The sequence below is a fragment of the Serratia proteamaculans genome (genome assembly GCF_013337185.1).
GTDB classification, from domain to species: domain Bacteria; phylum Pseudomonadota; class Gammaproteobacteria; order Enterobacterales; family Enterobacteriaceae; genus Serratia; species Serratia proteamaculans_D.
Genome location: NZ_SWDE01000007.1, coordinates 209,313 through 232,315 on the forward strand (window position 1 = coordinate 209,313; position 23,003 = coordinate 232,315).

21 protein-coding genes are annotated in these 23,003 nt (G+C 55.7%); 13 read left to right on the top strand and 8 right to left on the bottom strand.

The annotated features are described in order from the left end of the window. The first annotated feature begins 274 nt into the window (after positions 1-274). The 6 genes from ppiA (at position 275) to argD (ending at position 7,106) form a co-directional block, all read left to right on the top strand. The gene (gene ppiA / locus FCL49_RS22065; RefSeq protein ID WP_012147266.1) at positions 275-844 is read left to right on the top strand and encodes a peptidylprolyl isomerase A; all 570 of its coding nucleotides are present in this window, start codon (positions 275-277) and stop codon (positions 842-844) included. A gap of 161 nt (positions 845-1,005) precedes the next feature. Continuing rightward, entirely contained in the window at positions 1,006-2,691 is a 1,686-nt protein-coding gene (locus FCL49_RS22070) for a sensor histidine kinase (protein ID WP_174355154.1), read from the top strand. Further along, a complete protein-coding gene (gene btsR, locus FCL49_RS22075; RefSeq protein WP_174355155.1) occupies positions 2,691-3,416 on the top strand; it encodes a two-component system response regulator BtsR in 726 nt (241 codons plus the stop codon). The genes FCL49_RS22070 and btsR overlap by 1 nt, the downstream gene beginning before the upstream one ends. Positions 3,417-3,556: 140 nt before the next feature. Next, positions 3,557-5,083 (top strand): helicase HerA-like domain-containing protein, encoded by a 1,527-nt coding sequence (locus FCL49_RS22080; RefSeq protein ID WP_174355156.1) that lies wholly within the window; start codon positions 3,557-3,559, stop codon positions 5,081-5,083. A 98-nt stretch (positions 5,084-5,181) separates the two neighbouring features. After that, the gene (locus tag FCL49_RS22085; RefSeq protein WP_174355157.1) at positions 5,182-5,757 is read left to right on the top strand and encodes an aminodeoxychorismate synthase component II; all 576 of its coding nucleotides are present in this window, start codon (positions 5,182-5,184) and stop codon (positions 5,755-5,757) included. Positions 5,758-5,888: 131 nt separating this feature from the next. Continuing rightward, positions 5,889-7,106, top strand: a complete 1,218-nt coding sequence (gene argD / locus FCL49_RS22090) for a bifunctional acetylornithine/succinyldiaminopimelate transaminase (protein WP_217434521.1) — start codon at positions 5,889-5,891, stop codon at positions 7,104-7,106. A gap of 201 nt (positions 7,107-7,307) precedes the next feature. Here the strand turns inward: argD and FCL49_RS22095 are convergent, their stop codons facing one another. Both FCL49_RS22095 and crp read right to left on the bottom strand, forming a co-directional pair. Beyond that, a complete protein-coding gene (locus FCL49_RS22095; protein WP_174355158.1) occupies positions 7,308-9,383 on the bottom strand; it encodes a YccS/YhfK family putative transporter in 2,076 nt (691 codons plus the stop codon). A gap of 54 nt (positions 9,384-9,437) precedes the next feature. After that, positions 9,438-10,070, bottom strand: coding sequence for a cAMP-activated global transcriptional regulator CRP (crp, locus tag FCL49_RS22100; protein WP_004718520.1), 633 nt, complete (start codon positions 10,068-10,070; stop codon positions 9,438-9,440). A gap of 379 nt (positions 10,071-10,449) precedes the next feature. On the opposite strand from crp, the gene FCL49_RS22105 reads away from it, so the two are divergent. Next, complete coding sequence (locus tag FCL49_RS22105) at positions 10,450-10,857, top strand: OsmC family protein (protein ID WP_012147257.1); 408 nt, start codon at positions 10,450-10,452, stop codon at positions 10,855-10,857. Between the two features lie 38 nt (positions 10,858-10,895). Here FCL49_RS22105 and FCL49_RS22110 read toward each other — a convergent pair whose 3' ends face one another. The 3 genes from FCL49_RS22110 to FCL49_RS22120 form a co-directional block, all read right to left on the bottom strand. Continuing rightward, on the bottom strand, positions 10,896-11,765 hold the full coding sequence (locus FCL49_RS22110; protein ID WP_012147256.1) for a phosphoribulokinase: 870 nt from the start codon (positions 11,763-11,765) through the stop codon (positions 10,896-10,898). Positions 11,766-11,916: 151 nt separating this feature from the next. Further along, positions 11,917-12,150, bottom strand: a complete 234-nt coding sequence (locus FCL49_RS22115) for a YheU family protein (protein ID WP_012147255.1) — start codon at positions 12,148-12,150, stop codon at positions 11,917-11,919. Next, entirely contained in the window at positions 12,147-13,127 is a 981-nt protein-coding gene (locus FCL49_RS22120; protein ID WP_174355159.1) for a hydrolase, read from the bottom strand. Before FCL49_RS22120 ends, FCL49_RS22115 begins: the two co-directional genes overlap by 4 nt. 118 nt (positions 13,128-13,245) lie before the next feature. Here FCL49_RS22120 and FCL49_RS22125 point away from each other — a divergent pair, with 118 nt between their 5' ends. Next, the gene (locus tag FCL49_RS22125) at positions 13,246-13,848 is read left to right on the top strand and encodes a LysE family translocator (protein WP_174355160.1); all 603 of its coding nucleotides are present in this window, start codon (positions 13,246-13,248) and stop codon (positions 13,846-13,848) included. Positions 13,849-13,858: 10 nt separating this feature from the next. After that, a complete protein-coding gene (locus FCL49_RS22130) occupies positions 13,859-14,641 on the top strand; it encodes a PhzF family phenazine biosynthesis protein (protein WP_174355161.1) in 783 nt (260 codons plus the stop codon). Positions 14,642-14,676: 35 nt separating this feature from the next. Here the strand turns inward: FCL49_RS22130 and FCL49_RS22135 are convergent, their stop codons facing one another. Further along, positions 14,677-16,020, bottom strand: coding sequence for a hypothetical protein (locus tag FCL49_RS22135; RefSeq protein ID WP_174355162.1), 1,344 nt, complete (start codon positions 16,018-16,020; stop codon positions 14,677-14,679). Between the two features lie 66 nt (positions 16,021-16,086). Beyond that, complete coding sequence (locus FCL49_RS22140) at positions 16,087-17,241, bottom strand: toxic anion resistance protein (RefSeq protein WP_368040122.1); 1,155 nt, start codon at positions 17,239-17,241, stop codon at positions 16,087-16,089. 312 nt (positions 17,242-17,553) lie between these two features. On the opposite strand from FCL49_RS22140, the gene tauA reads away from it, so the two are divergent. The 4 genes from tauA to tauD are packed head-to-tail and all read left to right on the top strand — an operon-like array spanning position 17,554 to position 21,007. Beyond that, positions 17,554-18,549, top strand: a complete 996-nt coding sequence (gene tauA, locus FCL49_RS22145) for a taurine ABC transporter substrate-binding protein (RefSeq protein ID WP_174355164.1) — start codon at positions 17,554-17,556, stop codon at positions 18,547-18,549. Positions 18,550-18,558: 9 nt separating this feature from the next. Beyond that, positions 18,559-19,326 (top strand): taurine ABC transporter ATP-binding subunit, encoded by a 768-nt coding sequence (gene tauB / locus FCL49_RS22150; RefSeq protein ID WP_174355165.1) that lies wholly within the window; start codon positions 18,559-18,561, stop codon positions 19,324-19,326. Further along, entirely contained in the window at positions 19,323-20,162 is an 840-nt protein-coding gene (gene tauC / locus FCL49_RS22155; RefSeq protein WP_174355166.1) for a taurine ABC transporter permease TauC, read from the top strand. The genes tauB and tauC overlap by 4 nt, the downstream gene beginning before the upstream one ends. Beyond that, positions 20,159-21,007, top strand: a complete 849-nt coding sequence (gene tauD, locus FCL49_RS22160; protein ID WP_174355167.1) for a taurine dioxygenase — start codon at positions 20,159-20,161, stop codon at positions 21,005-21,007. Before tauC ends, tauD begins: the two co-directional genes overlap by 4 nt. 11 nt (positions 21,008-21,018) lie before the next feature. Here tauD and FCL49_RS22165 read toward each other — a convergent pair whose 3' ends face one another. Next, entirely contained in the window at positions 21,019-22,932 is a 1,914-nt protein-coding gene (locus FCL49_RS22165; RefSeq protein ID WP_174355168.1) for an ABC transporter ATP-binding protein, read from the bottom strand. Between the last annotated feature and the right edge of the window lie 71 nt (positions 22,933-23,003).

Here is a 23,003-nt window from a genome sequence, read left to right on the forward strand (position 1 = left end):
GAGAGCGCTCTCATTTGTCTAGAGTAACGGGAATGGAAAATGAAACCGGGAGTTGTGTCGCAAAAAACAACCAAGGTGTAAAAAGGGCAAAAAATGCGTGATGCAGTTGGCAAAAAGGTCTAAGGCGATCATACTTTTGGCAGTAAAATCCGGGGCTGACTGAGATATGTCCCAGTATTACGTAAATATAGGTAAATGGCTGGCACTCGCAGGTGCAGCTCTTTAGAATCAAGGCGCTTTTCCGTTGTTTGTCTCTCAGAGAAAGGACCCGTTAATGTTCAAACGTACTTTAGTGACCTTCGTTGCGCTGTGTTCCCTGACAGCAATGGCACCTGCCGCGCTCGCCGCCGGCGAAACTCATGTCATGCTGACTACCTCGGCAGGGAATATCGAATTGGCGCTCGACAGTCAGAAGGCTCCGGTTTCCACCAAGAACTTCGTCGACTACGTGAACAGCGGCTATTACAACAACACCATTTTCCACCGTGTGATCCCGGGCTTTATGGTTCAGGGCGGTGGCTTTACTGCGGATATGCAGCAAAAATCCACCCAGGCACCGATCAAGAACGAAGCGGATAACGGCCTGCGCAACCTGCGCGGCACCATTTCGATGGCGCGTACCGCCGACAAAGACAGTGCCACCAGCCAGTTCTTCCTCAACGTGGCGGATAACGCCTTCCTGGATCACGGCCAGCGCGATTTCGGCTATGCGGTATTCGGTAAAGTAGTTAAAGGCATGGACGTGGTAGATAAAATCTCCCAGGCACCGACCGGCAACGTCGGCCCGTACCAGAATGTTCCGAGCAAACCTATCGTCATTCTGTCAGCGAAAGTGCTGCCATAATGATTTTGCGCCGGCCCCAGGTGGGCCGGCTGCGTTGCTTTCCCCGGAAGCCTTGCCTGCATCACTGTTTTTTCCCCCTTCACATGCTTTAATCGCCAGCTTATAACCAGACCGGAAACCCGGCGTTCTGCATCTGTTTTGTTAAGGGATGAGCTGCTGCCATGTTTGAATTTAGCCAGGTTCTGCTGCTGTTGCAGCAGATGTGCGTTTATCTTGTCATTGCTTATTTACTGAGCAAAACCCCGTTATTCATTCCGCTGACGCAGGTGACCATTCGCCTGCCGCACAAGCTATTGTGCTACGTCATTTTCTCGGTGTTCTGCATCATGGGCACCTATTTCGGTCTGCATGTCGAAGGTTCCATTGCCAACACCCGCGCGATCGGCGCCGTATTGGGCGGCCTGCTGGGCGGGCCTTCGGTGGGGCTGCTGGTGGGGCTGACCGGTGGCCTGCACCGTTATACTCTGGGGGGCATGACCGATATCGCCTGTGCGGTATCAACCGTGGCGGAAGGACTGGTGGGCGGACTGGTGCATAGCATCGCCATGCGTCACCGGCGTATCGACCTGCTGTTTAATCCGCTGTTTGTCGCCGGAGTTGCGCTGGTGACCGAAGTGCTGCAAATGGTGATTATCCTGGCGATCGCCCGCCCGTTCGACGAGGCGCTGCGGCTGGTGGAACATATCGCTTTGCCGATGTTGATCGCCAATACGGTGGGGGCCGCGATGTTCATGCAAATCCTGCTGGACAGGCGAGCGATGTTCGAGAAATACACCGGTGCGTTTTCCGCCAAGGCGCTGAAGATTGCCGAACGTACCGAAGGGATTTTGCGACAGGGGTTTGATCAGGAAAACAGCATGAAGGTGGCACGAGTAATCTATCAGGAGCTGGGCATCGGCGCCGTAGCGATAACCGACCGCGATAAACTGCTGGCGTTTATCGGCATCGGTGACGACCACCACCTGCCGGGCACGCCGATTTCATCAAAGCACTCGCACCGTGCGATCGACAACAACGAAGTGGTCTACGCCGACGGCAATGAGCACTCCTACAGCTGCTCGATTAACTCCAGTTGCAAACTGGGCTCGACGCTGGTGATCCCGCTGCGCGGTGAAAATCAGCGGGTGATCGGCACCATCAAACTGTATGAGCCGAAGAGCCGGTTGTTCAGTACCATCAACCGTACGCTGGGGGAAGGTATCGCCAGCCTGTTATCCGCACAGATTATGGCCGGCCAGTATGAGCGACATAAACAGCTGCTGGCGCAGTCAGAAATCAAATTACTGCATGCGCAGGTCAATCCGCACTTCCTGTTTAACGCCCTGAATACGCTGGTGGCGGTGATCCGCCGTGACGGTGACCGGGCCTGTGAGTTGGTGCAAAACCTCTCGACCTTTTTCCGCAAGAACCTCAAGCGTTCCGGTGATGAGGTCAGCCTGGCGGACGAACTCGAGCATGTGAATGCCTACCTGCAAATCGAACTGGCGCGTTTTGCCGATCGGCTGGAGGTCGTGGTTTCGTTACCGCAGGATCTGTTGGCAGTAAGGCTACCGGCATTTTCACTGCAGCCGATCGTTGAGAATGCCATCAAGCATGGTACTTCGCAGTTGTTGGGAGTGGGGCGGATTGATATCGGTGCGCGGCGCGAAGGAGAGTGTTTGTTGCTGCAGGTAACCGACAATGCGGGATTATTCCAATCGCAGCCGAACAACAGTGGGCTGGGGATGAACCTGGTGGATAAGCGTATCCGCGTACGCTACGGCGACGACTATGGCGTACAGGTAGCCTGTGAGCCGCAAACATTCACTCGCATTACGATCAATGTCCCTTTGGCGAGGGCTGCCTGATGTTAAATGTACTGATTGTCGATGATGAACCTTCTGCGCGCGATAACCTGCGGCATTTGCTGGAGGCTGAAGAAGGCATCGCTATTGTTGGCGAATGCGCCAATGCGATAGAGGCCATCAGCGGGATCCATCGTCTGCAGCCGGACGTGGTGTTTTTGGATATTCAGATGCCGCGCATCACCGGGCTGGAGATGGTAGGCATGCTCGATCCCAACCGTATGCCGCATATCGTCTTTCTGACCGCCTATGACGAATATGCGGTGCAGGCCTTTGAAGAGCATGCGTTTGACTATCTGCTGAAGCCGGCGGAACCGAAGCGGCTGAGTAAAACGTTGCAGCGCCTGCAGCAGCAACGGGGGCAGCAGAATATCGCCGCGCTGGATGAAAGCGCCGGCTACCTGAAATACATCCCCTGCACCGGCCACAGCCGCATCTATTTGCTGCGCTTTGACGAAGTGGTGGCGATTCGTTCACGGCTGAGTGGGGTGTTCGTGGTCCGCAATGACGGCATGGAGTGCTTTACCGAGCTGACGCTGCGCACGCTGGAAATGCGAACGCCGCTGGTGCGTTGTCACCGCCAGTATCTGGTTAATCTGGAGCAGGTGCGCGAGATTCGCTTTGATGACAACGGCGCGGCGGAAATGATCATGCCGGTCGGCGAGCCGGTACCGGTCAGCCGTCGCTACCTGAAAGCGCTGAAAGAAGAGCTGGGGCTGCGTGGTTAGGGCGATTCTGAAATTCTTGGCTTTGCGGGCGTCTTGATGACGCCCTTTTTGTTTGTCCTTGACGGGGTTACGCCACGCTTATAGCTTTATTGACATCCACTGGCGCTTTTCGCGCCACGTCAGCGTCCAAGGAAAAGAAAATGAGTGAAGCACGGATTATTGCCAAAGCGATGAAAGACGGGAAACCCGAACAGGATCTGGTTATCTTGCCCGCATTGGCCAACCGCCATGGTCTGATCACCGGCGCAACCGGGACCGGTAAAACCGTGACGCTGCAAAAAATGGCCGAGCAGTTCTCGCGTATCGGCATTCCGGTATTTTTGTCCGACGTGAAGGGTGACCTGTCGGGGATTGGTGCCGAAGCCGTGCCCTCCGAGAAATTGCAGGCACGCCTGACGGCCATTGGCGTCACTGACTGGCAGCCGCAGGCCTGTACCATTATTCCATGGGACATTTACGGTGAAAAAGGCCACCCAATCCGCGCCACCGTGTCTGATTTGGGCCCGCTGCTGCTGGGCCGTTTGCTGGATTTGAACGAAGTGCAAAGTGGCGTACTGCAGTTGGTGTTCAAAATTGCCGACGATAACGCGCTGCTGCTGTTAGACATGAAAGATCTGCGTGCCATGGTGCAGTACGTGGGTGACAACGCCAAACAGTTCCAGACCCAATACGGCAATATTTCTTCGGCTTCGGTGGGCGCTATCCAGCGTGGGCTGTTGACGCTGGAAGAGCAGGGTGCCAACCAGTTCTTCGGCGAACCGATGCTCGACATCAACGACCTGATGAAAACCGATGCCAATGGCCACGGGGTGATTAACCTGCTGGCGGCGGACAAACTGATTAATCAGCCGAAGCTGTATTCGGTGTTCCTGCTGTGGCTGCTGGCCGAACTGTTCGAACACCTGCCAGAGGTGGGCGACCCGGAACAGCCAAAGCTGGTGTTCTTCTTTGATGAAGCACATCTGCTGTTCAACGATGCGCCGGCGGCATTGCTGACTAAAATCGAGCAGGTGGTGCGCCTGATCCGCTCCAAAGGCGTCGGCATCTACTTTGTGACCCAGAACCCGCTGGATATTCCGGACAGCGTGCTGGGTCAGTTAGGCAACCGCGTACAGCATGCGTTGCGTGCTTTTACTCCTCGCGACCAGAAGGCGGTGAAGGCGGCGGCACAAACCATGCGTGCCAATCCGGCCTTCGACGCCGAAACGGCGATCACCGAACTGGGCGTAGGCGAGGCGCTGGTGTCGTTCCTGGATGAGAAAGGGCGGCCAAATGTGGTAGAGCGAGCGATGGTGATCGCACCGGAATCCAAAATGGGTATGCTGGGGGCCGAAGGGCTGAACAGTGCGATCAACAAGTCGCCGCTGTATGGCCGCTACGAGGACATGATTGACCGCGAATCCGCTTATGAGAAGTTATCTTCGGCAGGTTTTGCTACCGTCGGCACGCCGCAACCCGGTCAGCCGGCGCAGCAACCGCAGGCACAGCAGCAGGCGGGCGGTGGCTTGATGGGCGGCCTGAACGATATCCTGTTTGGTTCCACCGGCCCGCGTGGTGGCAAGCGTGACGGTATCGTCCAGACCGCCGCCAAGAGCATGGCGCGGGACCTTGGCCGACAGATCCTGCGTGGGGTGCTGGGGTCGATTATGGGCGGCCGCAAAAAGTAAGCTGCAATTATCGCTGGCGGCAGTATTGCAGGGGCGTTGTATAATGCACCGGTGTCAATCGGGGCGAGCCCCTTACCATGCTGTCTGTTGGAACCCCTATGCTGCTGCTAATCGATAACTACGATTCTTTTACCTATAACCTTTACCAGTACTTCTGCCAATTAGGCGCCGAAGTGCTGGTGAAGCGTAATGACGAACTGCAACTGGCCGATATCGAAAGGCTGGCCCCGCAGCATTTGGTTATCTCCCCTGGCCCTTGCACCCCAAACGAAGCCGGCATCTCGCTGGCGGCTATTCGGTATTTCGCCGGCAAGCTGCCGATCCTTGGCGTTTGCCTGGGGCACCAGGCTCTGGGGCAGGCCTTTGGCGCCAAGGTAGTGCGTGCCCGTGAGGTCATGCACGGTAAAACCTCGGCGATCCGGCATTTCAACAGCGGTGTTTTTCACGAACTGAACAATCCGTTGACCGTGACCCGCTATCACTCGCTGGTGCTTGAGGCCGCTACTTTGCCGGACTGCTTTGAAGTGACGGCCTGGAGCGAGCGCGACGGCGTACGCGATGAGATTATGGGGATCCGCCACCGCCAACTGGCGCTGGAAGGGGTGCAGTTCCACCCGGAGAGTATCCTTAGCGAGCAGGGTCACCAGCTGTTGGATAATTTCCTTAAAAGTTAATCGGTTAGGTTTTTTTTAATCGCGAAGACGATTTGCGTTTGCCCTTTATTGGTTTTTTATGCATATTTTGTGATTATATTTTCACTCAATCGCAACCAAAAGACTGAGTCACATTCAGGGTGGGCCCCATAATGACCGAAAAATCCGCAGTTAGCCGCAGTACCTTTGACCAGGTTATCCTGCCTGTTTATGCACCCGCGCAGTTTGTTCCTGTCAGGGGCAAAGGTAGCCGCGTGTGGGACCAGGAGGGGAAAGAGTATATTGATTTCTCTGGTGGCATTGCGGTGACGGCGTTAGGGCATTGTCATCCGGCTTTGGTCGAGGCGCTGAAACAGCAGGGCGAAACCCTGTGGCATACCAGCAACGTTTTCACCAACGAACCGGCGCTGCGTCTGGCCACCAAGTTGATCAACGCCACCTTTGCCGACCGGGTGTTTTTCGCCAACTCCGGTGCAGAAGCCAACGAAGCGGCCTTCAAGCTGGCTCGTCATTACGCCATTACCCGCCACAGCCCGTACAAAACCAAAATTATCGCGTTTTATAACGCTTTCCACGGTCGCACGCTATTCACCGTCTCGGTGGGTGGGCAGGCCAAGTATTCTGATGGTTTTGGGCCAAAACCGGCCGACATCGTTCACGTTCCCTTCAACGACCTGGCGGCGGTGAAAGCAGTGATGGACGACCATACCTGTGCGGTGGTGATGGAGCCGATCCAGGGGGAAGGGGGGATTACCCCGGTTGATGCCGAATTCCTCAAGGGCGTGCGCGAACTGTGCGACAAGCACCAGGCGCTGCTGGTGTTCGACGAAGTGCAAAGCGGCATGGGGCGCAGCGGTAAGCTGTTTGCCTATATGCACTATGGTGTGACGCCGGACATTCTTACCACGGCCAAAGCGCTTGGCGGCGGTTTCCCGGTCAGCGCCATGCTGGCCACCGAAGAGATTGCCTCGGTGATGCAGGTCGGTACCCACGGCGCCACTTACGGCGGTAATCCGCTGGCCTGTGCGGTGGCGGAAGCGGCGTTGGACGTGATCAATACGCCGGAAGTACTGAGCGGCATTGAGTTGCGTCATGGGTTATACGTACAGGCGTTAAAGAAAATTGGTGAGAAGTACGGTATTTTCAGCGATATTCGCGGCATGGGTCTGCTGATTGGGGCTGAATTAACGCCGCAATACCATGGCAAGGCGCGCGATTTCCTGACCGCAGCTGCCGCTCGTGGGCTGATGATCCTCAATGCCGGACCAAATGTGATCCGCTTTGCCCCTTCGCTGGTGGTGGAAACCCAGGACATCGACCAGGGCATGGCGCTGTTTGAATTGGCGGTGCAGGACGTGATTAACGCTTAATTTGTTGCATGGATAACCGGGCGCCATAGGGTAATGCCGGTCAGTTAAGCAAAGTTCTGAATCAGAATGTACGACGTTGTTTAAGTTGGCGTCCCCCTCTCCAGAGCTGTCTCTTGATCAGGAGATCTGATCAAGAGACAGCCCAAAGGAGAGGGAACAATATCACCTTAACTGACAAGCATTAGGCGCTATAGGGCGCCTTTATTCATCGCGCAGTTTGCGTTTCAGCCAGATGCCGTGGTGTGGGCGTTGGCTCCAGGCTAATGACGAGATGGTATGCATGACGCTCAGGTGCGAAAGAATGCGCCGCAGGTGGCGCTCCATTTCGGTCACCGGCATATCCGGGTGCAAATCCGGCGGCTGCATAATGCTGTTGCCACTGCTCGGCCCGTCGTATTCCAACCGCTGCTGACAGCTTTGCAGCGCAATCTCACAAGATTGCAGATACTCCTCCGCCAGTTTTGGCGTCAGCATATAGTGCTCGCGCGCCAGGATGGTCATCGCATTCAGATGCTCGACAATAAACTGGCTGTGCGTCACCCACAGGCGCATATCCGCCAAATAATTCGACTCAAACCCCGGCTCCTGCATGGCCTGATTCAGCGAGGTGAACAACGCATTGTGCGCCTGATTGACCTGCATGCGGGCATAGGCCAGTGCGCTGGGGTCGGGTTCCTGTTCCTCCAGCAACAGACGCAGCGCCTGCTGATCGTTCTCTAGCGCCTGGTGGGCGTTCTTGCGCAGCAGACCGCTTTGCCACTGCGGCCACAGCCAGATGGTACTGCCGAACACCAGCACGCAGCCAATCAGGGTGTCGATCAGGCGCGGTACCAGGAAATGGGTGCCGTTGAGTGCCAGCAGTTGCAGGGTGTAGACCGCCGTCACCGTAAAACCAATAACCGCCAATCCGTAGTTTTTACGTGATACCAGATAGGCCAGCAGCGTAATCACCAGCATCACGCCCAGGGTCTCGGCTTCGGGCAGTTGTAATTGCAGCAGACCGGCGGCGATGACGAGTCCGGCCAGGGTTCCGAGCGCACGGTGCTGGATGCGCACCCGGGTGGCATTGTAGCCGTTCTGGCTTACCAGCATGATGGTGAGCAGGATCCAGTAGGGTTTCGGCAGGTTGAACATCATCCCGAGGCTGCTGCCTGCCGCCAGCGTGACGCCTAATCGTGCCGCATTACGCAGGGCATTGGATTTGAACGACAGATAACTGACCAGCGCCGGCCAAAACGGCAGGCGGTTTTGATTGGCCATCAAGTCACGCCGGTAGAGTGGATGCTGGGTACGCAGCAGACGGGCGATGCGGCTGAAGTGGTAGTAGCAGAACTGCCCAACCGGATTGTCCGGGTGCTGCGCGGCCACTTTTTCCAATGCCAGCAGTTCATGGTCCATTTTGAAGCGCTGCGAATGCTGGTGGTAGAGAATATCGTGCGCCACCGTGCGTAGCCGGCCGGCAATCACCTGCGCGTTGCGGCGGATAATCGCTTCGGCCTGGCTCTGTTCTACCAGCTTTTGTACCTCTTCCGGCAGGTGCAGGCTGACGGTGATGTGTTCCTGCAAATCCAGCGCGACCTGAAAAGTACGTTGCAGACGTTTTTGCTCGAGGTTGCTGGCGTGCGGCAGAAAGTTCAGTTGCTGATACAGCAGGGTGATCAGATCCATCACCTTTTGCTGACGTACCAACAACGGCGGTAACGCGGTCTGTGGATCGGTATGCTGAGTCAGCAGTGAGTATTTGGCTTCGAAGTAGTCCGCCAACTCCAGATAGAGCTGATTGAGCGACTCGCGCATCGGCTGCTCTTTCCACAGCTTGAACCAGAACCAGGTGAACAGCCCGTACCAGGCGGTGCCGACCACATATAACAGCGGCGCATGCCAAAGCGGTACTGAACCGGCCATGCTGAGGGAGAAGATGGCGGCAACCAGTGCAGCAGGCAGCAGACGGGCGTGTAGCGGGCTTATTTCACCGTTGACGCCGAGCAGCAGCGCCAGGCCGAGCATCAGTATCGGCAGCGGTAATTGCCATAACAGGGCTTGCTGCAGTAACAGGCTGCTGAATGCGAACAGTGAACCGCCGACGATCAGGCGTTTGAAAAAACGTTTGTGAGGCGTGTCCAGCCCGGCGATGTTACAGCAGGCGGGAACCAGAGAAAATAACAGGCCGTATTGCAGTTGGCCGATCAGCAGGCCAAGCAGTACCGGCAGGCAAAGCACCAGCGTTTGCCGCAGTGCGTAATTAACTTCCGGGTGGTAGATCAGTCGGCGCCACATGATGACTCGGGGCATAAAAAAACGGCGCGAATCATCGCGCCGTTTTTTCAGTGATTAACGCGTGCCGTAAACGACAATGGTTTTGCCGTGGGCGGAGATCAGGTTTTGATCTTCCAGCATTTTCAGAATACGACCAACGGTTTCACGTGAGCAACCGACGATCTGGCCAATTTCCTGGCGGGTAATTTTAATCTGCATACCATCCGGGTGGGTCATGGCATCAGGCTGTTTCGCTAGGTTCAGCAGGGTTTGCGCGATGCGGCCTGTAACGTCCAGGAAAGCAAGGTTACCCACTTTCTCAGAGGTGATCTGCAGACGGTTTGCCATCTGCGCTGACAGGCGCATCAGGATGTCCGGGTTAACCTGAATCAACTGGCGGAATTTCTTATAGGAAATTTCAGCCACTTCACAGGCGGTTTTCGCCCTAACCCAGGCGCTACGCTCCTGACCTTCTTCAAATAATCCAAGCTCGCCGATGAAATCCCCCTGGTTAAGGTAGGACAGGATCATCTCTTTACCTTCTTCATCCTTAATCAGCACCGCGACGGAGCCTTTGACGATGTAGTAAAGCGTTTCGGCCTTTTCACCTTGGTGAATCAGCGTACTTTTGGATGGATATTTGTGGATATGGCAATGAGACAGGAACCATTCGAGAGTAGGGTCTGTTTGCGGTTTGCCGAGAACCATTCGCTGTTATCCTCTGTTGTTATCGCTGCCTTGTGTCACAGGGGTCAGAGTTCCCTGTAAAACGTGCTGTCGCCGTTCTTTTAATGGTGGCTGGCAGCAGGTTTTGAGGCGTGTCATAAATATACGCTGTCGCCCTAGCATATTAACTTGCCGGGAGAGCTGCAAGCTACATTCTGTTAACATACCGGTAAAGGAGCCTTTCCCTGGGAGTTTCCCTGAAATCAGTGTCCCGGAAAGATTTATTGCGGCTCTGTTTGTAGCACAGAGTGAGGCGGGTGTCTTGTGTTGTCTCGCTTCAGCATGATTAGCATCAGGTTCCGTTGCCAGTTTCTATGCGAAAGCGTAGTCTGATTTTAAGAAATTAACCGGAGTGACCAGTATGCAGGCAAGAGTTAAGTGGGTGGAAGGGTTGACGTTTCTGGGCGAATCCGCGTCTGGCCATCAGGTGCTGATGGACGGCAATGCCGGGGATAAAGCCCCCAGCCCAATGGAAATGGTACTGATGTCGGTGGGGGGCTGCAGCGCGATAGATGTGGTGTCGATCCTGCAAAAAGGACGTAACGATGTGCGCGACTGCGAGGTGAAATTGACCTCTGAGCGGCGTGAGGAAGCGCCACGACTGTTTACCCATATCAACCTGCATTTCATCGTCACCGGTAAAGATTTAAGTGACAAAATTGTTGAGCGCGCGGTGAATCTTTCCGCCGAGAAATACTGTTCGGTGTCATTGATGCTGAGCAAGGCCGCCAGCGTGACCCACAGCTTTGAGATCCGCGCGGTGTCCTGACGGAGAAAGGGGCGCGGCCCGTTGCCGCGCTCCGGTAGTTATTCGATTTTTTTGCCTTCCAGCAGTTGCTGCACCAGCGGCGCCATAATCAACTCCATTGCCAGCCCCATTTTGCCGCCCGGCACCACCAGCGTATTGATATGCGAGATAAAAGAACCCTGCAGCATTGCCAGCAGATACGGGAAATCGATCTGATCCAGGCCGCGGAAGTGGATCACCACAAAGCTCTCGTCCAGCGAGGGGATCGCCTTGGCGGCGAATGGGTTGGAGGTATCTACCGTCGGTACCCGCTGGAAGTTGATATGGGTGCGCGAAAACTGGGGCGTGATGTAGTTGATGTAGTCTTCCATCGAACGCACTACCGAATCCATCACCGCTTCACGGGAGTGGCCGCGCTCGCCGGTATCGCGGATTAACTTTTGGATCCATTCCAGGTTAACGATAGGCACTACGCCGACCAGCAAATCGACATGCTTGGCCACATCGTTGTGCTCGGTCACTACGCCGCCGTGCAGCCCTTCATAAAACAGCACGTCGGTCGGTGCCGGTAAGGCTTCCCACGGGGTAAAGGTCCCCGGCACCTGGTTATAGGGCACCGCTTCATCGTAGGTGTGCAGATACTTGCGTGAACGACCGGTACCGTTGGTGCCGTACTCGCTAAAGCTTTGTTGCAGCAGGCCAAAGTCGTTGGCCTCGGGGCCGAAATAGCTGATATGACGGCCGAGATCGCGTGCTTTGCGGATCGCCGCGTCCATTTCCGGCCGGGTATAGCGGTGGAAACTGTCGCCTTCCAGCTCCGCGGCGCGGATGTTCAACTGCTGAAAGATTTTCCGGAACGCCACGCTGGTGGTGGTGGTGCCGGCGCCGCTGGAGCCGGTCACTGCGATAACGGGATGTTTGGCGGACATGGTGATGGGTCACTCCGTGTTTAATGCGCAGGCGTCAGATATGGTTATTGGTCTGTTTGACGCCCTTTCGCCAAGGGCAAAATTCCGCGCGTTGGTTTGCAATCCCTCATTGTTACCTGATTTTTTCCGTCAGTCATAGAACCGACAGCCACTAAATTTCTTCTTGCCCGGCACGGAACTGCCCGCGCGGCATGATGTTGATGGTCTCATGCAGTTCTGACCACACCAGCAGTACCTCGCCGTTTTTCAGCTGGCGGCGCACGTCTTCCACTTTCTGTTCCAGCGAGCGCTCATGCTCGCCGTAGTCGGTCCCTTCGCGCAGTACAAAGGACTCGATCAGGCTATTGAGGGTTTCGGTTTCCAGTTCTTTCCAGGGGATGATCACTTGGTTGTTTCCAGGTAAGGGGCAAGCCAGGATGGAATACGGTATTCCAGCCACATATGGGGTTTTTTCAATGTACCGCCGACAAAACCGACGTGGCCGCCAAACTCGGTCAACTGATATTCAATGTTGTGCGGCAGCGTGGCGGTTTCGGGGATCACTTCGTCGGTCATAAAAGGATCGTCCTTGGCATGGATGATCAACAGCGGCGTTTGGATCGACGGCAGCAGCGGCAGGGCACTGCAACGGCGGTAATAATCGGTGGCATCGCTAAAGCCATGGATGCGCGAGGTAATGGCATCATCAAAGTCGCGGATCCGGCGCAATGCCTTGAGCTGTGGCAGCTTGAGCGGCAGGGTATCAGGATAGTGCAGCAGTTTGCGGGTGGCGTTTTGTTTCAACTGGCCGAGCAGGTAGTGCTGATAAACCCGCGAGAAGCCTTGATCCATCCGCCATGAACAGGGTTCCAGCATCAGTGGTGCAGAAACCACCACCGCCGCCTGCAGCAGACTGTCGGTACCCTGCTGTGCCAGATAACAGGCCAGCATATTGCCGCCGAGCGAGACGCCAACGGCAGCGGTGGGGGCTTCTCCGTAGGTCGTACGTAGCCACTGGAGGAAGAAGCGAGCATCTTCCGTTTCACCGGAATGATAGATGCGCTGCTTGCGGTTCGGCACGCCACTGCAACCGCGAAAATGCATCACCACCCCGAGCCAGCCTTTTTCACGCCAGGCGTTGAGTTGGCCATGGGCATAGGGGCTGTAGAAGCTGCCTTCCAGGCCGTGGAACAGTACCACGCGCGGCTTGCTGCCGGCCTGAGCCGGGTCTTCGCTCCAGGCGAGATCGACAAAGTCACCGTCGGGCAGTTCCAGCCGTTGCCAGTGAGGTTTCAACTGCACGCGGCGACGTACCAGCCGTGGTAGCAGCGTTTGCAGATGGGGATTACTGGCCCCGGTCAACGGGCGAAAGGATTCATGCATAGCTTGAATTAAATTCTTATTGGCAACTCTTGTGGGATGATTAGTGCGCTGATAGCTTCACTAGCCTGAGTTAACAATAATACTGCAAAAAATGACCTGGGTGAGGAGCGCCCGCCTGATGGATGCGAGTTTATTTCTTTCGATGTTAGGTTTTCTGTGGGTTGCCGCGATCACCCCAGGCCCCAACAATATGTTACTGACCACTTCCGGCGCCAACTTTGGCTTTATGCGTTCACTGTTGCTGATGATTGGCATCATGCTCGGCATGCAAAGCATTCTGCTGTTGGTGGCGTTCGGCGTTGGTAGCCTGATTCTGGTTTATCCGGCGCTGCACCTGGTGCTGAAAATTCTCGGTAGCCTGTATCTGCTGTGGCTGGCATGGAAAGTGGCTACCGCCGCTTATGAAAAACTGGAAACTGACGTGGCACCGCCCAAACCGATACGCTTGTATCAGGGTTGGCTGCTACAGTTCCTTAATCCCAAGGCCTGGCTGATGGCGCTGGGCGCGGTGGCCAGCTTCAGTCTGGCTGGCGCTCAATACAACTCCTCGATTCTGGCGATCTCACTGGGCATATTCGTGGTGAACATCATTGCCGGCGTGATTTGGCTGGGATTTGGCACGGTGATCGGCCGCCTGCTGCGCAGCAAAAAGGCCTGGATCATTTTTAACGTTTCTATGGGGTTGCTCACTGCGGCCTGTGTGTTACTCATCTGGCATTAAGGAATTGCGGATGGCAGAAAATTACTTCCATATTGCGGCCTTCACCGGTCAAGGGTTGCGGGGCAATCCGGCCGGCGTCTGCCTGCTGAAACAACCGTTGTCGGCTGCGGAGATGCAGGCCATCGCCAATGAACTGAGCCTGCCGGAAACCAGCTTTGTCTGGGACGATGGCGATATGTCGGCCATCCGTTGGTTCACGCCCCAGCGAGAAGTCGATTTGTGCGGTCATGGCACGCTGGCGGCGGCGCACGTGATGTTCAGCGTAGTGAACCCGGCGCTGCAGGATATTCGTTTCCGCTCGGCGAGCGGCGACTTGTACGTTAAACGAGACGCCGAAGATGGCGAACGTCTGGTTCTGGATTTCCCGTCCCGGCCACCGCAGAAGGTTGTGGAACCTGAAGGGTTGGCGGCGCTGTTGGGGGCTCATCCGCAGGAAGTGTGGCAGGCCAAGGCGCTGTTGGTGGTAGTGGAAAACGAAGCGCAGGTCAGGGCATTACAGCCGGATATCCCGGCACTGATTGCTCTGGTCGGCCGGGCAGTGATTGTCAGCGCTCCGGGTGCGACGGCGGATTTTGTCTCGCGCTATTTTACCCTCGACGGCGGCGAAGACCCGGTGACCGGCTCCGCACACTGCACGCTGATGCCATACTGGAGCGCACGTCTTGGTCGCCATCAGTTGCACGCACGGCAGATTTCGGCGCGTGGCGGAGAGTTGTTCTGTGAGCAGAAAGGCGATCGCACCTTGATTGGTGGCTATGCGCACACGTTTTTGCGTGGGGAAATAAAACTCTGAGGGTCCGCAGCATCGACGATGCTGCGGAGGCGCGATTACTTGAAGCCGTCGGTTTTCAGCAGGCTATTAAGCAGGCTTAAATCCGTGCTAAACGCCAGCGTATCGTTTTCCAACAGTTGGGCATGTTTTTGTCGGAAGGCCGAGTGCAGAGCATGCAACATATCGAGGCTTTGTTGGTCAATAGCCTCAGCATTGCCGTGCATTTCCAACTGGCCGGAAAGCTTGTTACTTTTCTCTAATAGTGCCGTGATGGCTGGCAAATAGCGCTCCAGAAACTCGGAGCCTGGTTTGACATCATTTGGATCATCTATCATGCATTGCTGAATCAGACGGGCATATTTAATGATGCCGTCCAGTTCCGATTGAAAGATCTGCGGGAGGCGTTGTTCCGACTCCAATTGGCTTATTGCTTGTTCGTATGGGGGGGTATCCCCATTTTGCCAGTTTGTTATTGGCGCTGCCTGATCGTCAGGAAGTGGGGTGCTGATGAGTTGTATATCCAGATACAGTTCCTTGAGCGTCTTTAGCGTATTAGCGAACATGTCCTCGATAGTGCTCATAATCTCGTAAAACGGATCGTCTTGTTCCGGATTTGGTTCCAGGTAATAGATTTCGTTGAACGTTTTTATGTGTACATAAAAAGTGGGTAAGGTCTTACGATAAAAGGTGCGAAGCGCAGACACATATTCGGCGGAGTTCAGCGGAGTTTCAAGGAGTCGCTCAGCATAGTAAATCAGTCCATATAATGAAGCTTGCAGTTCTGCCTTGCCACCTTCGCTTTTTTTCAATAATTCCAGAGTCTGACGATAAAGTTTTTTTTCAATCGATGAAAATTCAGTAACGTTTTCCCGGCTATACAGTGCGTAACGGGCATATAGTGCACCAACGGCTACAATCGCAAAAACGGCCAGATAATCCCCGTGGTAAACCGACTGATAGACGCTGTTGTAACAAATAGTCGCCACTACCCATAACGCCACATACCAGAAGTACGAAAACTTCAGCGATCTTCGGTGCGTTACCACGTGCAGCAGGGTGTACAGGGAGGCGCTCCAGTAGATGAATGCAATACTGTCGCCGAAAGATAACCACAACAGACCAGCCAGCAATCCCCAGGCTAAATTGACCTGATCGTAAAGCAAACCCCGAAAAAGAATAGCTAAGCTGAGCCAACAGAACCATAGGGTGGAGCCCTTGTCTTCAGCACCTTCAGGCAAGTTGGCAAGCACGGCTTGCATTTCCGGTGAGCTGTTTCCGTTCAGCATGAAGGTGATATAGATGGCACTGACAATACAAAGGCTGAATTGGATCAAAAATATCAGCCATTTGCGTTCTTCATACTTGGCTCTGAAGCCTGATACATCAATAAAATGATACATAATTCACGATCGTCCGGGGAGCAATGATTAAAGAAGAACGGCATTAATAGAATGATTTTAAAAGCGTTAACCCGCGGAGGTTTGTCGTTGACCTGCCGCAATGGATGCCAGGCGATTGCGTAGCTCCTGCTCCATAGTTCCCAGCTCTTTCTCAACTTCGGCTCGGCGGCTGCGGGCATCGCTGGCGATGGTCACGGTATCTTCTATTGTGCTCAGTAGGCGGGCCTGTACATCGCGCAAGGTTTCAATATCTACGATGGAGCGTTCGACCTGGCGTGCTGTTTCCAGAGTGCCGGTTTGCAACAGTTCGGCATTGCGGCGCAGCATGTCATTGGTGGTGTCCGCCACGTCTTTTTGCAGTTTGGCAGCCTGACGTTGGGAGTTAAGTGACAACGCCAGCACGATCTGGCTTTTCCAGATCGGTATGGTGGTGAGAATGCTGCTCTGGATTTTTTCTGCCAGCGACTGGCTGTTGCTTTGCATCAGGCGAATTTGCGGCGCAGTCTGAACGGCAATGGTGCGTGACATCATCAAGTCGTGCAGACGGCGTTCAAAACGTTGGATACCTTCCAGCAGATCGCGCACGTTTTGGGCATCCATGGCGTCGCTGGATTGGTTTGCTTTCTGCTGTGCCTGTGCCAGCTCTTCGGTTTGCACCAAGGCCAGCTTCTGTTTACCGGCAATGACATGCAGGTTGATCTGCTGGAAGAAATCACGGTTGCGAATGAACAGTTGTTCCAGGACGGCGATATTGCGCAGCAGGTCAACCATGGTTTGCTCAAGCTTTTTACCGATGTTATCTACCTGTTGTGCCAGCGTCTGGTATTCCATCATGGTGCGTTCGACTTTGTTGAACAGGCTTCCCAGCAGAGGGATTGAGGCCAGCAAACTTTTCTTCTCGCCGAAGGCGCTGAGATCGACAGCTTTAACCTTACTCAGCAGATCGGTGAGTTGATCGCCAATCATACCGGCGTCTTTGGCACGCACTTCTTGCATTAACGATTCAGAAAAGCGCGAAATGCTGTTCATGGTTTTTGCGCCGTAGGCGATCGACAAGACGGGATCGGTGATATCGATTTGGTTGACCAGTCGGGAGACCTCTTCCTGATCTTGCTGACTGAGTCGTTCATCGGCAACCTTTGCCAGCGCTTGATTCAACGGCGAAGTGAAACTGCTGCCAGCCTGTTGGGGCAGCAATGAAGAAGAGGTATTTTCCGTCACTCGGGACATCCTTTTGCGAAATGGCGTTATGCGGCACTGTTGCGGAGTGTTTTCGCCGCTGCATTATTAGAGGTTATTTCAGATAATGTTACCTTGTGCTTTCTCCTTAAGCCAGATACATGCACGTGTTTCCCCTGTGCATTGGCGGAGCGGAGCGGCCTGCGTGAGTGTCTGGTATGCCCTGTCCGAAAAAGGTTGAAAGAATTCATATTCCCATAAGTAATAACGCAGTTTTTTTTATTCTTTTATAGCTCGTCACCGCTCAGATAAAACTGTCAGCAACTGAACAGACTTTTATCAACGGAGTGGAACATGGCGAGCAAACTGTTTTCATTACGCAGCGCGGCACTTTTGGTGTTGTCACTCAGCGCAGCCAGCGCTTATGCGGTGGACGTGACCGTGGCTTACCAGACGTCGGCGGAACCCGCCAAGGTGGCGCAGGCGGAAAACAGCTTCGCCAAACAATCCGGCGCTACCGTTGACTGGCGTAAATTCGACAGCGGATCCAGCGTGCTACGTGCGTTGGCTTCCGGTGACGTGCAAATCGGTAATATCGGCTCCAGCCCACTGGCGGTGGCCGCCAGCCAAAAACTCCCTATCGAAGTCTTCCTGATCGCCTCCCAGCTCGGCAGCTCCGAAGCCCTGGTGGTGAAAAAAGAGATCAAAAGCCCGCAGGATTTGATCGGCAAGCGTATCGCCGTGCCCTTTATCTCAACCACTCACTACAGCCTGCTGGCCTCGCTGAAGCATTGGGGCATCAAGCCTGAACAGGTCAAGATTCTTAATCTGCAACCGCCGGCCATTGCCGCTGCCTGGCAGCGTGGTGATATCGACGGGGCCTACGTCTGGGCACCGGTGGTGAATGAATTAGCCAAGCAGGGCAAGGTACTGACCGATTCCGCCCAGGTTGGACAATGGGGCGCCCCGACGCTCGACGTTTGGGTAGTGCGCAAAGACTTTGCCGAAAAACACCCGGAAGTGGTGACTGCCTTTGCCGCCAGCGCGCTGAACGCGCAAAAAGCCTATCTGGCGCAGCCGGAGCAGTGGCTGAAGGACAAGGGCAATCTCAGCACGCTGGCCCGCTTGAGCGGCGTACCGGAAGAACAGATACCGGTGCTGGTGAAGGGCAATACCTATTTGCCGGTGGCGGAGCAAATAACCCAACTTGGCCAGCCGGTGGACAAGGCTATTCGCGATACTGCCGAGTTCCTTAAACAGCAGGGCAAAATTCCGCAGGTCGACAGCGATTACAGTGCCTACGTCACCGATCGGTTTGTAAAACAGGTGCAGGCTGCGCCGCAGTCGTAGGGGAGCAGAATGTTAAACGTTAATCACCTTTCAGCAGAATATCAGGGGCGCCCCGCGCTGCGCGACGTCTCTTTCCAGATTGCCGCCGGGCAACTGGTGGTGGTACTCGGGCCTTCGGGCTGCGGCAAGACCACGCTGCTGAATTTGATCGCCGGGTTTATTGAGCCTTCAGCTGGCAGCATCACGCTTGATGGAACGACCGTTAACGGCCCCGGAGCCGAGCGGGGCGTGGTGTTCCAGCATGAGGGTTTACTGCCGTGGCGCAACGTGGTGGATAACGTGGAGTTTGGTCTGCAATTGGCCGGTGTCGGCAAACAGCAGCGACGTCAGGTAGCGCAAGAGATGTTGCAACGTGTCGGGTTGGCCGGTTATGGGCAGCACTTTATCTGGCAGCTCTCCGGCGGTATGCGTCAACGGGTGGGCATTGCCCGTGCACTGGCCGCCGACCCGCGCCTGCTGTTGCTGGATGAACCGTTCGGCGCGCTGGACGCTTTTACCCGCGAGCAAATGCAGGAACTGCTGCTGACCATTTGGCGTGATAGCGGCAAGCAGGTGTTGCTGATCACCCACGACATCGAAGAAGCGGTGTTCCTGGCCAGTGAACTGTTGCTGCTGTCGCCAGGGCCGGGGCAGGTGGTGGAGCGCCTGGCGCTTAACTTTGGCCAACGCTATGCCGACGGCGAGGCCTGCCGTTCGATTAAGTCCGACCCCGAATTTATCGCGCAGCGCGAATATGTGCTGGGCAAAGTCTTTCAACAGCGCGAGGCCTTGCTATGAGTCTGCACTCCGCTCTCAAAGAGGTGTCTCAGCCGCAGGCTGCAGCACCGACGCGTCGTTTTAGTGTGCCGCGTAACGTTTGGCTAAGCAGTGCCACCCTACTGGTGGTCTTGGCCATCTGGTGGGGCGTGACCGCGCTGAACCTGATCAGCCCGTTATTCCTGCCGGCACCGCAGCAGGTGCTGCATCAACTGATTACCATCGCCAGCCCGCAAGGCTTTATGGACGCCACGCTATGGCAGCATTTGGCCGCTAGCCTGGGGCGTATTCTGGTGGCGCTGTTGGCGGCGGTGATTATCGGCGTGCCGGTGGGTATCGCCATGGGACTCAATGATACGGTGCGCGGCATTCTCGATCCGTTGATTGAGATTTACCGCCCGGTGCCGCCGCTGGCCTATTTACCGCTGATGGTGATTTGGTTCGGCATTGGCGAAACCTCGAAAATCTTGCTGATTTATCTGGCGATCTTCGCCCCGGTGACGCTGTCTGCCGTAGCCGGTGTGCGCAGCGTGGCGCAGGTTCGCGTGCGGGCCGCCCGAGCGCTGGGGGCAAACCGTTGGCAGCTGCTGCGTTTTGTGGTGCTGCCTAGCGCCTTGCCGGAGATATTAACCGGCATCCGAATTGGGCTGGGGGTCGGCTGGTCGACGCTGGTGGCCGCAGAACTGATCGCCGCCACCCGCGGCCTGGGATTTATGGTGCAATCCGCCGGTGAGTTTCTGGCTACCGACGTGGTGCTGGCCGGTATCGGGGTGATTGCGATTATTGCATTTGGGCTGGAGCTGGGGTTACGCGCCTTGCAGCGTCGATTGACCCCGTGGCACGGAGTAAACCAATGAACGAACGTTTAAGTATCACCCCGTTGGGGCCTTATATCGGTGCGCTGGTGGAAAACGTTGAGCTGGCGCGCCCGTTGGGCGATGGCCAGTTCGAACAGCTTTACCATGCGCTGTTGAAGCACCAGGTGCTGTTCTTGCGCAATCAGCCAATCACGCCGCTGCAACAGCGTAATTTGGCCGGTCGCTTCGGCGATCTGCATATCCATCCGGTCTACCCGCAAGCCGCCGAGGTGAAAGAGATTATCGTGCTGGATACCCATGACAATAATCCGCCGGACAACGATAACTGGCACACCGACGTGACCTTTATCGAAAACCCGCCGCTGGGGGCGATTCTGGCGGCGAAAACCCTGCCCTCCACCGGTGGCGATACGCTGTGGGCCAGTGGCATTGCGGCCTATGAAGCCTTGTCTGAGCCGTTCAGACAATTGCTGGCCGGGCTGAAGGCGGAGCATGACTTCACCAAGTCATTCCCGGAGCACAAGCATCGTGGCAGTGAAGAAGAACGTCAGCGCTGGCAGGTAGCGGTACAGAAAAACCCGCCGTTGTTGCATCCGGTGGTGCGCACGCATCCGGTCAGCGGCCGGCAGGCTCTGTTCGTCAATGAAGGTTTCACTACGCGGATTGTTGATTTGGCACCGAAGGAGAGCGACGCGCTGCTGAACTTCCTGTTCGCCCACATTACCAAGCCGGAGTTCCAGGTGCGCTGGCGCTGGCAGGAAAATGACGTTGCCATCTGGGATAACCGCGTGACGCAGCATTACGCCAACGCGGATTATCTGCCGCAGCGGCGCATTATGCACCGCGCGACCATTCTGGGGGATAAGCCTTTCTACAAGGCGTAAGGGCAGAGGCCTTAAAGGTCAAACTCGTTGGTGAACTGTTCCAACTGCTCTTGCGCATCCAGCCAGGTTATTTCCGTTTCTTCCAACGCGGATTTGGCCTGGCTTTGCTGTTGCAGACAAAGCGTTAAATCGGCCTTGCGGCTGATGTCGTACAACGCGGAGTCCGCCAGCTTCTCTTCCACCGCCGCCAGTTTGGCACTCAGTTTTTCCATCTGCTGTTCCAGCTTGGCAATCTGCTTGCGCAGAGGCTGAGTCTGGCTACGGAACTCGGCTTCCCGACGTTTCTGATCTTTACGGGCTTGCGCGCTGTTGGCGTTGTTTTCCTTGTCCGGCGCGTCCTGCTGGTTTTCCTGGCGTTGCAGGTCGACCAGCCATTGCTGATAGTCGTCCAAGTCACCGTCGAATACTTCCACCTGGCCATCGTGCACCAGATAGAGATCGTCGGTAGTGGAGCGCAACAGGTGACGGTCGTGCGAAACCACCACTAACGCACCTTCGAAGTCGATCAGCGCTTCGGTCAGCGCCTGGCGCATATCCAGATCCAGGTGGTTGGTCGGTTCATCGAGCAGCAGCAGGTTAGGACGCTGCCAGACAATCAGCGCCAGTACCAGCCGGGCTTTTTCGCCGCCGGAGAAACGCTCGGTGGCCTCGGTGACCTTATCGCCCTGGAAGCCAAAGCCGCCCAGGTAGTCGCGCAACTGCTGTTCCAGCACCCGGGGAGCGATGCGGCTCAGATGCTGCAGCGGGGATTCGTCGGCGCGCAGGAACTCCAACTGATGCTGGGCGAAGTAACCCAGTTTGATCCCTTTCGCCAGACCGATTTCACCGCTCAGCGGCTCCAGCGAACCGGCCAGCATTTTGATCAGGGTGGATTTACCGGCGCCATTACGGCCCAGCAGACCGATACGTGAGCCGGGCACCAGGTTCAGTTTGATCGAGTTCAGGATCACCTTGTCGCCATAACCGGCGCTGACCTTTTCCATGCGCAGCAGCGGGTTGGGCAGGCTTTCCGGCTGACGGAAGCTGAAGCTGAACGGGTTATCGACGTGGGCCGGTGCGATCAACTCCATGCGTTCAAGCATTTTGATACGGCTTTGCGCCTGCTTGGCCTTGGTGGCCTGCGCGCGGAAGCGGTCAATATAGCTTTGCAGGTGCGCCACTTTCTCCTGTTGGTTCTGGTACAGCGCCTGCTGCTGTGCCAGTTTGGTCGAACGTTGACGTTCGAACGAGGAGTAGTTACCGGTATATTCGTTAATGGTTTCTTGTTCGATATGCAGAATTTTATCGACGATCGGATCGAGGAAATCGCGGTCGTGCGAAATCAGCACCAGCGTGCCTGGGTAGTTTTTCAACCAGCGTTCCAGCCAGATCACCGCGTCCAAATCCAGGTGGTTGGTGGGTTCGTCGAGCAGCAGCAGGTCTGAACGACAGACCAACGCTTGTGCCAGGTTCAGACGCATACGCCAACCGCCCGAGAAGGCGCGTACCGGATTGAGCAACTGTTCGTTGGAAAAGCCCAGACCGTGCAGCAGGCTGGCGGCGCGTGAACGGATGGTCCAGGCATCAAGGGCATCGAGTTTGCCGTGCAGCGTGGCGATGGCGTGGCCGTCGTTTTTATCGTTTGCCACCTGCAGTTCGGCTTCAAGCTGGCGGAATTCGCGGTCGCCGTCGATCACATACTCAAGCGCGGGGACGTCCAGCGCCGGTGTTTCCTGATTAACCCAGGCCAGGGCCCAGTTGCTGGGAAAGGTGTAGCTGCCGCCATCCGCGGCCATCTCGCCCTTCAGCAATGACAGCAGCGTAGATTTGCCGCAGCCGTTTTTACCCACCAGGCCGACCTTCTGACCTGGATTAACCGTCGCCGTGGCGTTGTCCAACAGGACGCGGGTGCCGCGTCGGATTTGTAGCGAGGAAAATACAATCATAAAGTGCCGTATGTTCAGAGTATGTTAAATTGAATGAGTTCTAAGTTAACAGGACGCAGACTGTCCTATTA

What these genes read in the sequence shown, in the direction of transcription:
- tauA (WP_174355164.1), top strand. Translation starts at nt 17,554, where the DNA reads ATGGCGAGCAAACTGTTTTCATTACGCAGCGCGGCACTTTTGGTGTTG.
- FCL49_RS22125 (WP_174355160.1), top strand. Translation starts at nt 13,246, where the DNA reads ATGGATGCGAGTTTATTTCTTTCGATGTTAGGTTTTCTGTGGGTTGCC.
- FCL49_RS22095 (WP_174355158.1), bottom strand. Translation starts at nt 9,383, where the DNA reads ATGTGGCGCCGACTGATCTACCACCCGGAAGTTAATTACGCACTGCGG.
- tauB (WP_174355165.1), top strand. Translation starts at nt 18,559, where the DNA reads ATGTTAAACGTTAATCACCTTTCAGCAGAATATCAGGGGCGCCCCGCG.
- FCL49_RS22085 (WP_174355157.1), top strand. Translation starts at nt 5,182, where the DNA reads ATGCTGCTGCTAATCGATAACTACGATTCTTTTACCTATAACCTTTAC.
- FCL49_RS22135 (WP_174355162.1), bottom strand. Translation starts at nt 16,020, where the DNA reads ATGTATCATTTTATTGATGTATCAGGCTTCAGAGCCAAGTATGAAGAA.
- FCL49_RS22165 (WP_174355168.1), bottom strand. Translation starts at nt 22,932, where the DNA reads ATGATTGTATTTTCCTCGCTACAAATCCGACGCGGCACCCGCGTCCTG.
- FCL49_RS22110 (WP_012147256.1), bottom strand. Translation starts at nt 11,765, where the DNA reads ATGTCCGCCAAACATCCCGTTATCGCAGTGACCGGCTCCAGCGGCGCC.
- FCL49_RS22130 (WP_174355161.1), top strand. Translation starts at nt 13,859, where the DNA reads ATGGCAGAAAATTACTTCCATATTGCGGCCTTCACCGGTCAAGGGTTG.
- tauC (WP_174355166.1), top strand. Translation starts at nt 19,323, where the DNA reads ATGAGTCTGCACTCCGCTCTCAAAGAGGTGTCTCAGCCGCAGGCTGCA.
- FCL49_RS22105 (WP_012147257.1), top strand. Translation starts at nt 10,450, where the DNA reads ATGCAGGCAAGAGTTAAGTGGGTGGAAGGGTTGACGTTTCTGGGCGAA.
- crp (WP_004718520.1), bottom strand. Translation starts at nt 10,070, where the DNA reads ATGGTTCTCGGCAAACCGCAAACAGACCCTACTCTCGAATGGTTCCTG.
- ppiA (WP_012147266.1), top strand. Translation starts at nt 275, where the DNA reads ATGTTCAAACGTACTTTAGTGACCTTCGTTGCGCTGTGTTCCCTGACA.
- tauD (WP_174355167.1), top strand. Translation starts at nt 20,159, where the DNA reads ATGAACGAACGTTTAAGTATCACCCCGTTGGGGCCTTATATCGGTGCG.
- FCL49_RS22070 (WP_174355154.1), top strand. Translation starts at nt 1,006, where the DNA reads ATGTTTGAATTTAGCCAGGTTCTGCTGCTGTTGCAGCAGATGTGCGTT.
- FCL49_RS22120 (WP_174355159.1), bottom strand. Translation starts at nt 13,127, where the DNA reads ATGCATGAATCCTTTCGCCCGTTGACCGGGGCCAGTAATCCCCATCTG.
- FCL49_RS22080 (WP_174355156.1), top strand. Translation starts at nt 3,557, where the DNA reads ATGAGTGAAGCACGGATTATTGCCAAAGCGATGAAAGACGGGAAACCC.
- btsR (WP_174355155.1), top strand. Translation starts at nt 2,691, where the DNA reads ATGTTAAATGTACTGATTGTCGATGATGAACCTTCTGCGCGCGATAAC.
- argD (WP_217434521.1), top strand. Translation starts at nt 5,889, where the DNA reads ATGACCGAAAAATCCGCAGTTAGCCGCAGTACCTTTGACCAGGTTATC.